9 protein-coding genes are annotated in these 11,756 nt (G+C 73.1%); 7 read left to right on the forward strand and 2 right to left on the reverse strand.

Annotated features, from left to right (window positions below; all coding sequences use genetic code 11):
• Positions 1-2 precede the first annotated feature (2 nt).
• Both SM452_RS18170 and SM452_RS18175 read left to right on the forward strand, forming a co-directional pair.
• Entirely contained in the window at positions 3-1,226 is a 1,224-nt protein-coding gene (locus SM452_RS18170; RefSeq protein WP_355510538.1) for a dolichyl-phosphate beta-glucosyltransferase, read from the forward strand.
• Between the two features lie 99 nt (positions 1,227-1,325).
• Positions 1,326-2,051, forward strand: coding sequence for a helix-turn-helix transcriptional regulator (locus tag SM452_RS18175; RefSeq protein ID WP_463840353.1), 726 nt, complete (start codon positions 1,326-1,328; stop codon positions 2,049-2,051).
• A gap of 35 nt (positions 2,052-2,086) precedes the next feature.
• Here SM452_RS18175 and SM452_RS18180 read toward each other — a convergent pair whose 3' ends face one another.
• Positions 2,087-2,488 carry a VOC family protein gene (locus tag SM452_RS18180; protein WP_262015527.1) on the reverse strand — a complete coding sequence of 134 codons (402 nt, stop codon included), beginning with the start codon at positions 2,486-2,488 and terminating at the stop codon, positions 2,087-2,089.
• Positions 2,489-2,670: 182 nt separating this feature from the next.
• Between SM452_RS18180 and SM452_RS18185 the strand changes: the two genes are divergently transcribed.
• The 4 genes from SM452_RS18185 (at position 2,671) to SM452_RS18200 (ending at position 7,739) form a co-directional block, all read left to right on the forward strand.
• The gene (locus SM452_RS18185; protein ID WP_013286005.1) at positions 2,671-2,829 is read left to right on the forward strand and encodes a hypothetical protein; all 159 of its coding nucleotides are present in this window, start codon (positions 2,671-2,673) and stop codon (positions 2,827-2,829) included.
• Complete coding sequence (locus tag SM452_RS18190) at positions 2,826-4,241, forward strand: methyltransferase domain-containing protein (protein WP_262015528.1); 1,416 nt, start codon at positions 2,826-2,828, stop codon at positions 4,239-4,241. The genes SM452_RS18185 and SM452_RS18190 overlap by 4 nt, the downstream gene beginning before the upstream one ends.
• A complete protein-coding gene (locus SM452_RS18195; protein WP_463840354.1) occupies positions 4,234-6,279 on the forward strand; it encodes a sulfatase-like hydrolase/transferase in 2,046 nt (681 codons plus the stop codon). The genes SM452_RS18190 and SM452_RS18195 overlap by 8 nt, the downstream gene beginning before the upstream one ends.
• A 176-nt stretch (positions 6,280-6,455) precedes the next feature.
• Positions 6,456-7,739, forward strand: coding sequence for a citrate synthase (locus tag SM452_RS18200; protein ID WP_194801668.1), 1,284 nt, complete (start codon positions 6,456-6,458; stop codon positions 7,737-7,739).
• A 177-nt stretch (positions 7,740-7,916) separates the two neighbouring features.
• On the opposite strand, the gene SM452_RS18205 is transcribed toward SM452_RS18200, so the two are convergent.
• Positions 7,917-9,314, reverse strand: coding sequence for a glycosyltransferase family 4 protein (locus SM452_RS18205; protein ID WP_463840355.1), 1,398 nt, complete (start codon positions 9,312-9,314; stop codon positions 7,917-7,919).
• 319 nt (positions 9,315-9,633) lie between these two features.
• Between SM452_RS18205 and glgX the strand changes: the two genes are divergently transcribed.
• Entirely contained in the window at positions 9,634-11,754 is a 2,121-nt protein-coding gene (gene glgX, locus SM452_RS18210; protein ID WP_355510521.1) for a glycogen debranching protein GlgX, read from the forward strand.
• Positions 11,755-11,756 lie beyond the last annotated feature (2 nt).

An 11,756-nucleotide genomic window follows, 5' to 3' on the forward strand; every position in this document is an offset into this window, starting at 1 on the left:
CGATGACTGACACGTACGCGCCCCGGGCCGCCGTGCAGGCCCGGCCCGCCGCCGGCAGCGCGGTGCTCGACGTGGTGGTCCCGGTCTACAACGAGGAGGCCGACCTCGGGCCCTGCGTCCGGCGGCTGCACGCGCACCTGACCGCGCACTTCCCGTACCCGTTCCGGATCACGGTGGCCGACAACGCCAGCGTGGACGGCACCCCGGCGGTGGCCCGGGCGCTCGCCGGCGAGCTGCCCGAGGTGGGGGTGCTGCGCCTGGACGAGAAGGGCCGCGGGCGGGCGCTGCGGGCCGCGTGGTCGGCCTCACCGGCACCGGTGCTCGCGTACATGGACGTGGACCTGTCCACCGACCTGGCCGCGCTGCTGCCGCTTGTGGCGCCGCTCATCTCCGGGCACTCGGACCTGGCCATCGGCACCCGGCTGGCCCGCACCAGCCGGGTGGTCCGGGGCGCCAAGCGGGAGGTCATCTCGCGCGGCTACAACCTGCTGCTGCGCGGTGCGCTCGCGGCGCGTTTCTCCGACGCCCAGTGCGGGTTCAAGGCGATCCGCGCCGACGTGGCCGCCGAGCTGCTGCCGCTGGTGCGCGACACCGGCTGGTTCTTCGACACCGAGCTGCTGGTCCTGGCGCAGCGGGCCGGGCTGCGCATCCACGAGGTGCCGGTGGACTGGGTGGACGACCCGGACAGCCGGGTCGACATCGTCGCCACCGCGCTGGCCGACCTGCGCGGCATCGGGCGGCTGGGCCGGGCGCTGGTGACCGGGGCGCTGCCGCTGGCACAGTTGCGCGCCCAGCTCGGCCGGGGGCCGTTGCCGGCACCGCCGGCGCAGGTGCCGATCGGGCTGCCGCGCCAGCTCGCCCGGTTCGCCGCGGTGGGCGTGGCGAGCACGCTCGCGTACCTGCTGTTGTTCCTGCTGGCCCGCGGCCCGCTCGGGGCGCAACCGGCGAACCTGCTGGCGCTGCTGCTCACCGCGGTCGCGAACACGGCGGCCAACCGGCGGCTCACGTTCGGCGTCGCCGGGCGCCGGCACGCCGGACGGCACCACCTCCAGGGGCTGCTCGCGTTCGCGCTCGGCCTGGCCCTGACCAGCGGCTCCCTCGCCGCGCTGCACGCCACCACCACCCCGAACCGCGCCCTGGAGCTGACCGTCCTGGTGACGGCCAACCTGGCCGCCACGGCCCTGCGCTTCCTCCTGCTCCGCCTGGCCATGCACCACCGCCCCTGACCCGCACCCACTCGGTCGATCATGAGGTTGGCGGCGCGACACGCCGGGCCACGGCACCGTCAACTTCATGATCGACGGGGAGGGTGGCAGGGTTGGGGTGTGTACCGGGAGTGGGGAGCGCCGGGAATCGCGGGCGCGGTTCTGTGGCGCAGCGTCTCCGGCGGCAGTGAGACGCGGGTGCTGCCGGACGGGTGTCTCGACCTGCTCTGGTCCAGCCGGTCCGGGCTGCTGGTGGCGGGTCCGGACCGCACCGCGCACCTGTCACGGTCCGCGCCGGGGGACCGGTGGATCGGGCTGCGCCTGCCACCGGGGACCGGCCCGGCCGTGTTCGGGGTGCCGGCCGAGGAACTGCGGGACCGCCGCGTACCGCTGGCCGACCTGTGGGGCAGCGCCGCCGCCGTGGTGACCGAGCGGGTCGAGGCGGCGCTGGCCGCGCCGGGCGACGAGGCGGCCGGGGTGCTCACCCGGGTCGCCCGCGACCGGCTGCGCGCGGCCGGCGGCCCCGACCCGATCGGCGCGCATGTCGCCGCCCGCCTGGCCGCCGGGGCCACCGTCGCCGCGACCGCCGCCGAGGTCGGCCTCGGCCCGCGCGCCCTGCACCGCCGCAGCCGGGTCCTCTTCGGGTACGGCCCGAAGACGCTGGCCCGCATCCTGCGGATGCGCCGCGCGCTGGACCTGGCCCGCGCCGGTGCGCCGCTCGCCGAGGTGGCGGTGCGCAGCGGGTACGCCGACCAGGCCCACCTGACCCGCGAGGTGCGGGAGCTGGCCGGGGTGCCGCCGACCCGGCTGCTCGCCCCGGCCCGGAGCCGCGCGCAGGCGAGCTGACCGGCCCGGAAGCCGCGCACGGGGCCGGCTCGCGTCTACTCGGCAGTGGGCAGTGGGGCGAACAGATCCACGCCGTTGCCGTCCGGGTCGTGCAGGACCGCGTACCGCTGGCCCCAGAACGCGTCCCACGGCGGCATCTCGCCGTGGTGCCCGGCGCCGGTCAGCTCGGCGTACCAGCGGTCCACCTCGGCCGGGTCGGCGCACCGGAAGGCCAGGCTCATCCGGTTGTTGCCGCCGGCCGGGTCGAACTCGGGATGGAAACTGCGGATCACCTCGACCGTGTCCCAGGCCAGCCGTACCCCGTTCGGCAGGGTGACCTCGACGTGCCCTTCGGTCTCGGCGCCGGCCGGGATCGGCAGCCCCAGCCGCCGGTAGAAGTCGAGCGTGCGGGCCATGTCGGTGACCACGGCCCCGACCAGATCGAACTGCGGTGTCATGCCGGCCACGGTAGGCGCGACCGGGCCGGCCCGTCTTGAACGGATCGGACGGGGGACGAGTGGCCGGTGTGGCCGCGCACCCGGACACCGAGACGTTACGGTGTGGGACAAGTCCGGCTCCGAGCATCAAAGCTCGCATTCCGGGCATGCTCCGATGACCTGGCGACGGAAGGAAAGCAGCCGTGACGCATCTGGCCTACCTGGACGCGGGATCCGGCAGTCTCATCGTGCAGGCGGTGGTCGGCGGGGTGGCCGGGGTGGCGGTGGCCGCCAAGCTCTACTGGCGCCGCCTGGTGTCCCGGTTCCGGCGTCAGCCCTCCGACCAGGGTCCGGCGGCGTGACGATCCCCGACACCGGCGTCCGCGTCGAGCCCGGCTCCTTCCGCGACCCCGGCAACCGGGTGTTCCACCGGGGCGAGGAGGTGCTGCGCGGGCTCGACGAGCGCTCCGCCCGGGACTGGCGGGCGCTGTCCGTCACCGACTTCTTCCGGCAGGCCACCAGCACCGGGCAGATCGTCGGCACCGAGGAGCTGACCCCGACCCCTGTCGACGCGCCCTGGACCGCGGTGCTGCGGCACGAGCGGATCCCGTTCGTCTCGCACCCCTACGAGTGGTCGTACGCCATGCTGCGCGACGCGGCGCTGCTGCACCTGGACGTGCTGCGCGCCGCGCTGGAAGCAGGCTTCACCACCAAGGACGGCTCGGCGTACAACGTGCAGTGGCGTGGCGCCCGGCCGGTCTTCATCGACGTCGGATCGTTCGAGGCGCTGCGCGACGGCGAACCCTGGGCCGGCTACCGGCAGTTCTGCCAGACGCTGCTCTACCCGCTGCTCATCCAGGCCCACCTCGGGCTGGACTTCCAGCCGTTCCTGCGCGCCCGCGTCGACGGCGTCGAGCCGGACCAGATGCGCCGGCTGTTCGGCGGCACCCGGCGCTGGCGGGCCGGTGTGCCCACCCACGTGCACCTGCACGGCGCCATGCAGGCCCGCAACTCCGCCGCGAGCACCACAGACGTCCGCGCCCAGTTGCGCGCCGCCGGGTTCTCCCGCGAACTGGCGCTCGCCACGGTACGCGGACTGGCGAAGCTGGTCCGCCGCCTCGACCACCGGCCCGGCGACAGCCACTGGTCGGACTACCAGCGCACCTGCGCGTACTCGGTGCCGGACCGGCAGGCCAAGGAGGAGTTCGTCGACCGGGCGGTGGCCGCCGTCGGTGGCGGCTCGGCGCTGGACCTGGGCGCCAACGACGGCCGGTACGCCCGCATCGCCGCCCGGCACGCCGCGCACGTCGTCGCCGTCGAGCAGGACCCGGCGGTGGTCGACACGCTCTACCGCGCGCTGCGCGACGAGGGCGAGACACGGATCCTGCCGCTGGTGATGGACCTGGCCGACCCGTCCCCGGGTGGCGGCTGGCGCGGCGTCGAGCGGGCCGCGTTCGCCGACCGGGCCCGCGCGGACACCGTGCTCGCCCTGGCCGTGGTGCACCACCTCGCGATCGGGCGCAACGTGCCGCTGCCCGAGGTGCTCGACCAGCTCACCGCGCTCACCGCCACCGGCGGCAGCCTGGTGGTGGAGTTCGTCCACCCGGACGACCCGATGGCCCGCCGGCTGCTGGCGAACAAGCCCGACGGCCTGTTCCCGGACTACCGGCGCGACGTCTTCGAGGCGCTGCTCGCCCGCCGGGGCCGGGTGGTCGCCCGCACCGAGCTGCCGTCCGGCACCCGCACGCTCTACCAGGTGGTGGTGGGTGGCTGAGGACACCCTCGCGCCACCCCGGGACCACGCCGCCCTCCCGGTCCGGCGGGAACGCCGGCAGTGGTGGCGGACCGAGGCGGCCCGGCTGGCCGAGGTGGTGGCGCTGGTCGGGCTGGTGGTCACCCAGCCGCTGCGCGACGTGCTCGGCCGCAGCCCCGACTTCTTCCTGTTCCACCGCGCCTCCCGGGCCGACGTGCTGCTGCTGGTCGCCCTGATCGCGCTCGCCCCGACAGTGCCGTTCGCACTGCTCGGCGCGCTCGCGCTGCCCGCCGGACGCCTCACCCGGGCCGCCGTGCACACCGCGTTCGTGGGCCTGCTGCTCGCCGCGCTGGCGGTCCAGGTCGGCCGGCACGTCACGCCGCTTCGGGGCGTACCCCTGCTCGTCGTCGCCGGTGTGGCCGGAGCCGCCGGCGCGGCCGCGCACCGGCGGTGGCGGGCGCCCCGGCGGGTGCTACGGGTCGCCGCCGCCGGGCCGCTGGTGTTCGTCGGGCTGTTCCTGTTCGCCTCGCCCGCCTCGGCGGTGGTGCTGCCGCGCGGCGAGGGCGGCGCGGCCGGTGTGGCCGGCGCGGGCGCGCACCCGCCGGTGGTCATGATCGTGCTGGACGAGCTGCCGCTGGTCTCCCTGCTCGGCCCGGACGGCCGCATCGACGCCGAGCGCTACCCGAACTTCGCGGCGCTGGCCGGCGGGTCGACGTGGTACCGCAACGCCACCGGCGTCAGCGGCTGGACGCCCTACGCGCTTCCCGCGATGCTCACCGGGCGCTACCCGGAGCGGGGGGTGGCGCCGCACTACTCGCAGTACCCGGACAACCTGTTCACCGCACTCGGCGGCCTCTACCGGATCAAGGCCGAGGAGAGCATCACCCGGCTCTGCCCGCCGAGCCGCTGCGAACAGGCCACCACCCCGGAACAGGGGCTCGGCGTGCTGGTCCGGGAGAGCGGCAGGCTGCTCGGCCGGATCGCCGCGCCGGTGGACAGCCGGATCGACCCGGAGGACTCCTACCGCGAGCGGACCGCCGCCGAGGCCGGGCTGGACGCCGCCGAGCCGGTGCCGGACGACCCGAAGTTCCGCTGGGACACCCTGGATGACAACCAGCCGGCCCGGTTCACCTCGTTCCTGGCCGGGCTGCGCCCCGACACCCGGCCCACGCTGCACTTCCTGCACCTGCTGATGCCCCACTCGCCGTGGGCGTACCTGCCGTCCGGGGCGCACTACGCGGCCCCGGAGGACCTGCCGAACGACGGCGCCGGCTGGGTCGACCTGGCCCGCGCCCGGCACCTGGCGCAGCTCGGCTACACCGACCGGCTGATCGGCGAGACGCTGCGGACGCTGCGCACCACCGGCCTTCACGACAAGGCGCTGGTGGTCGTCACCGCCGACCACGGCGTCAGCTTCCGCCGCGACTGGCAGGGCCGGGGGATGGACGCCATCGACCACGCCGCGAACGAGGTGGCCTGGGTGCCGATGTTCGTCAAGGAACCCGGCCAGCGCGCCGGACGCGTGGACGACCGCAACTGGGAGCACGTCGACCTGCTGCCCACGATCGCCGACGAGACGCACATGCGGGTGCCCTGGCGGATGGACGGCCGGTCGGCGAAGGCCGCCCCGCGCGAGCGGGCCGACAAACGCTTCTACGACCGTCCCGGCCAGCCGGTCACCGTCACCGGCGGCGTGCCCGCCCCACTCCCACCGCTCCCGGTCGACCGGCTCGTCGGCACCCGCGTCGGTGACGTGCCGGTCGGCGGGACCGCCACGGTGGCGAACCGGGACGCGTTCGACGCGGTCGACCCGGCCGGCGGTCGGCTGCCCGCGATGGTCTGGGGCACCGTGCCGGACGGAGTACCCGACGGCACCCGGCTCGCCGTGGCGGTCAACGGCACCGTCGGCGCGGTGGTGCCCGTGGTGCCGCCGGACGCCGGTGGGCGGCGGTTCGCCGCGCTGCTCGCCGACGACCGTCTGTTCGCCGCCGGCGCCAATCGGCTCGACCTCTACCGGGTCGGCGACGACGGGACGCTGCGGCGGCTCACGCTGTCGTGACGGACCTCCCGAACGTGCCCATGGCCGCGCTCCCAACCGGTTTCCGGACCGGCTGGCCGGGAAACAGGTGACGCACACCTCACCCTCAAACCATGACGAGCGGTGTTCTCCGCGCCGTGATTACGGTAGAAGCGAAGGCAATTCAACGAAGATCTTGCCGGCGAAGCGAGGAACAGATGACGGAAGTCAAGCTCGACCACCCCGGTGGGCAGCTGTCGATGCCGGTGCAGTCCGCGGTTGAGGGCCCCGCCGGGATCGGGGTGAGCAAGCTGCTCAAGGAAACCGGGATGACCACGTACGACCCCGGTTTCGTGAACACCGCGTCCTGCTCGTCCGCCATCACCTACATCGACGGTGATGCCGGCATCCTGCGGTACCGGGGTTACCCGATCGACCAGCTGGCCGAGAAGTCCTCCTTCCTGGAGGTCTCCTACCTGCTGATCTACGGCGAGCTGCCGACCCAGACGCAGCTCACCGAGTTCAGCGAGCGGATCCGGCGGCACTCGCTGCTGCACGAGGAGATGCGCCGCTTCTTCGACGGCTTCCCCCGCGAAGCGCACCCGATGGCCGTGCTCTCCTCGGCCGTCAGCGCCATCTCGACCTTCTACCAGGACAGCCTGGACCCGTTCGACTCCGAGCACGTGGAGATGTCGACGGTGCGGCTGATGGCGAAGGTTCCCACCATCGCCTCGTACGCGTACAAGAAGTCGATCGGGCAGCCGCTGCTGTACCCGGACAACTCGCTGGGCTACGTCGAGAACTTCCTGCGGATGACGTTCGGCGTACCGGCCGAGCCGTACGAGGTCGACCCGGTCGTCGCCCGGGTGCTGGACATGCTGTTCATCCTGCACGCCGACCACGAGCAGAACTGCTCCACCTCGACCGTGCGGCTGGTCGGCTCCAGCAACGCCAACCTGTTCGCCTCGGTCTCGGCCGGCGTGAACGCGCTGTTCGGCCCGCTGCACGGCGGCGCCAACCAGGCCGTGCTGGAGATGCTCCAGAAGATCCAGGCCGACGGCGGGGACGTCCGCTCCTTCGTGCAGAAGGTGAAGGACAAGCAGGACGGCGTGAAGCTGATGGGCTTCGGGCACCGGGTCTACAAGAACTACGACCCGCGCGCCGCCATCGTGAAGAAGGCCGCCCAGGACGTGCTCGGCCGGATGGCCAAGCCGGACCCGCTGCTGGACCTCGCGGTGCAGCTCGAGGAGATCGCGCTCGCCGACGACTTCTTCGTGTCCCGGCGGCTCTACCCGAACGTGGACTTCTACACCGGCCTGATCTACAAGGCCATGGGCTTCCCGACGAAGATGTTCACTGTGCTGTTCGCGCTCGGCCGGCTGCCCGGCTGGATCGCGCAGTGGCGCGAGATGATCAACGACCCGGAGACCAAGATCGGTCGGCCGCGGCAGATCTACACCGGCGCCACCGAGCGGGACTACGTCCCCGCCGCCCAGCGCTGAGCGTGTAAGGAAGGGCCCCTTGTTAACGCCTCCGGTAGAGGAGGGGCCCCTATTAACACGCGGACCACGAAGGCCGCCGACCCGAGCAGGGTCGGCGGCCTTCGTCGTGTGCACTGGGGTGGAGGGCGTTAATAAGGGGCCCTTCCTCTACCGGAGGCGTTAATAGAGGGCCCTTCCTTATCGCAAGCCGGCGGCGGTGAGGAGGTTGCCCTCGGGGACGCGCGGGCCGGCGTGGCCGTGTGCCATGCGGTGCTGGGCGCGGGCGGCCGTGAACGCCGGGTCGCCGGCGATGGCGGCGGCGTACGCGGCGGCCGTACGGGACGCGATGGCCGCCCAGCCGTACTGCTCGTGCACCATCGTGCGGGCCCGCCGGGCGAGCGCACGCGCCCGGTCCCGGTCCGACAGCAGCGCGTGCACCGCCTCGGCGAGGCCGTCCGGGTCGTGCGGGGCGAACGTCATCCCCGTGACGCCCGGCTCGACGATCTCGGCCAGCCCACCGGTACGGGCCACGGCGAGCGGCGCGCCCGCGGCGGCCCCCTCCAGCGCCACCATGCCGAACGGCTCGTAGATGCTCGGCACCGCGAAGCAGTCCGAGGCGGCCATCACGGCGGGCAGGTCGGTGCCGCCGAGGAACCCGGGCATGCTCACCGTGGCGCCCAGCCCGAGGCGGCGCACCTCGGCCTCCAGGTCCGCCTTGTACGGCCCGTCGCCGACGATCACCGCGCGCAGCCCGGGGTGCCGGTCGCGCAGCCGGGGCAGCCCGGCCAGCAGGTGCTGCACGCCCTTCTCGTACACGAGGCGGCCGGCGAACGTGACCAGCGGGCCGTCCGCGGCGAACCGGGCGCGGGCGGCGGCGACCGCCGACGCGGGCACCCGCCAGCGGTGCGGCTCGACGCCGTTGGGGACCACGTCGACGCGGGCGGCGTCCACGCCGAACAGAGCGCCAACCTCGTCGCGCATGTAACCGGAGCAGACGATCACGCGCCCGGACTCGCCGGCGAGCCAGTGCTCGACGCCGTGGATGGTGCGGTTCATCTCCTCCGGCAGCCAGCCCTGGTGCCGGCCGGCCTCGGTGGCGTGGATGGTGCTGACCAGCGGCACGTCCAGGTGCTCGCGCAGCGTCATCGCGGTGTGTGCGACGAGCCAGTCGTGGGCGTGGATGACGTCGTACGAGCCGGAGGAGGCGGCGCGCAGCGCGGCCCGGGTGAGGGTGTGGTTGAACGCCATCGTCCAGGCGAGCAGCGAGCCGGTGGCGAGGGGGAAGGTGACCGGGTCCTCGGCGGCGCGGACGATGCGCACGCCGTCGGCGTACTCCTCCAGGGGAGCGCCCTCGGCGTGGCGGGTGACGACTGTGACCTCGTGCCCGGCGGCGGCCAGGGCGACGGACAGCGCGTGCACGTGGCGGCCGAGCCCGCCGATGAGCACCGGCGGGTACTCCCACGACAGCATCAGGATGCGCCGGGTCCGGGGCGCGGACCCGGCCGACGACGGGGGCGCCGGGCGGGAGGTGAGGGTGGGCCGGTGGAGCCGATCCGTCGCGGTGGCGGGCTGAGCGCCGACCCGCAGAGTGGTCACGTGGATCTCCGTCCATGCATGGTGAGGCACGCCGGCATCGGTGGCGGCGACGAGCGGTGGTGGTGAGGGGGTGGCCGAACGGCCGGGCGGGCCCGCGCGCGTGGGCCCGGATCCAGGAAAGTCCATCCGCCGCCGGTCCGCATCTCGAAAAGGGCGATCGTGACGGATGACACCCGAACGTCTATCCGTTCGCACGAGGGCGGATTCGGTTACGGTCCGAACGGGTGGATTGACGGCGGGTACGACTGGGCATCACCGGCGTGCGCATCGGCGGTTCCCCCTGCCCGGTGCGCTCACGATCATGGGCCGAAGGAGCGACATGCAGGTCTGGCCGGGCGAGAGCTACCCCCTCGGCGCCACGTACGACGGGATGGGCACCAACTTCGCGATCTTCTCCGAGGTGGCGGAGAAGATCGAGCTGTGCCTGTTCGACGAGTGGGACATCGGCACCGAGCGGCGGGTGGAGCTGCGCGAGGTCGACGCGTACGTCTGGCACGCCTACATCCCCGGCGTCGAGCCCGGCCAACGCTACGGCTACCGGGTGCACGGGCCGTGGAACCCGGCCGAGGGGCTGCGCTGCAACCCGCACAAGCTGCTGCTCGACCCGTACGCGAAGGCCGTCGACGGGGAGATCACCTGGGATCCGTCGGTCTACGACTACGAGGTCGGCGGCGACCCGGACCGGATGAACACCGCCGACTCGGCGCCGTACATGCCGAAGTCGGTGGTGGTGAACCCGTACTTCGACTGGGGCAACGACCGGCCGCCGCGCACCCCGTACCACCACTCGGTGATCTACGAGGCGCACGTGCGCGGCCTGACCATGCGCCACCCGGGCATCCCGGAGGAGCTGCGCGGCACGTACGCGGCGATCGCCTCGCCGGTGATGATCGAGCACTTCAAGCGGCTCGGCGTGACGGCCGTGGAGCTGATGCCGGTGCACGAGTTCGTGCACGACCACCGTCTGGCCGACCTGGGGCTGCGCAACTACTGGGGCTACAACACCATCGGCTTCTTCGCCCCGCACCACGGCTACTCCGCGCTGGGCCGCCTCGGCCAGCAGGTGCAGGAGTTCCGGGGCATGGTCAAGGCCCTGCACGCCGCCGGCATCGAGGTCATCCTCGACGTGGTCTACAACCACACCGCCGAGGGCAACCACCTCGGCCCCTCGCTGAGCTTCAAGGGCATCGACACCCCGAGCTACTACCGGCTCTCCGAGGACGACCGGCGTTACTTCGTCGACTACACCGGCACCGGCAACAGCCTCAACGTGCGCAGCCCGCACTCGCTGCAACTGATCATGGATTCGTTGCGCTACTGGGTCACCGAGATGCACGTCGACGGTTTCCGGTTCGACCTGGCCGCCACGCTCGCCCGCGAGTTCTACGAGGTGGACCGCCTGTCCACGTTCTTCGAGGTGGTGCAGCAGGACCCGGTGGTCGGCCGGGTGAAGCTCATCGCCGAACCGTGGGACGTCGGCCCCGGCGGCTACCAGGTCGGCAACTTCCCGCCGCAGTGGACCGAGTGGAACGGAAAATACCGCGACACCGTACGCGACTTCTGGCGCGGCGAGCCGGCCACCCTCGCCGAGTTCGCCTCGCGCATCTCCGGCTCCGCCGACCTCTACCAGGACGACGGCCGCCGCCCGTTCCACAGCATCAACTTCGTCACCTGCCACGACGGGTTCACGCTCACCGACCTGGTCTCCTACAACGACAAGCACAACGACGCGAACGGCGAGGACAACCGGGACGGGGAGAGCCACAACCGGTCCTGGAACTGCGGCGTCGAGGGCGAGACCGACGATCCCGGTGTACGCGCGCTGCGCGCCCGGCAGCGGCGCAACTTCCTGGCCACGCTGATGCTGTCCCAGGGCGTGCCGATGCTCGGCCACGGCGACGAGCTGGGCCGCACCCAGCGCGGCAACAACAACGCCTACTGCCAGGACAGCGAGATCGCCTGGGTGGACTGGGACCGGGCCGACGACGAGCTGCTGGACTTCGTCCGCCGGCTCACCGACTTCCGCAACCGGCATCAGGTGTTCCGCCGCCGCCGGTTCTTCACCGGCCTGCCGGTGGGCGGCCGCGCCGCCGGTTCCGGGCTGCCCGACCTGGCCTGGTACACCCCGGACGGCCGGGAGATGACCGGCGAGGACTGGGGCAACGACTTCGGCCGCTCGGTGGCCCTGTTCGTCAACGGCGACGGCATCGGCGAACGCGGCCAGTACGGCCAGCGCCACCGGGACGACTCGTTCCTGCTGCTGTTCAACGCGCACGACGCGCCGCTGGACTTCACGCTGCCCGGCGAGGAGTTCGGCACCCGGTGGGAGCTGGTGATCAGCACCGCGGAACCCGACCCGGAGAAGACGACACTGGTCGAGGCGGGCGGCACGGTCTGCGTACCGGACCGCTCGCTGCTGGTCCTGGAGAGGACGGCCTGACC

The sequence above is a fragment of the Micromonospora sp. SYSU B005 genome, from assembly GCF_055362685.1.

Coding starts and splice junctions, on each gene's coding strand:
- SM452_RS18170 (WP_355510538.1), top strand. CDS start 3: ATGACTGACACGTACGCGCCCCGGGCCGCCGTGCAGGCCCGGCCCGCC.
- SM452_RS18180 (WP_262015527.1), bottom strand. CDS start 2,488: ATGACACCGCAGTTCGATCTGGTCGGGGCCGTGGTCACCGACATGGCC.
- glgX (WP_355510521.1), top strand. CDS start 9,634: ATGCAGGTCTGGCCGGGCGAGAGCTACCCCCTCGGCGCCACGTACGAC.
- SM452_RS18200 (WP_194801668.1), top strand. CDS start 6,456: ATGACGGAAGTCAAGCTCGACCACCCCGGTGGGCAGCTGTCGATGCCG.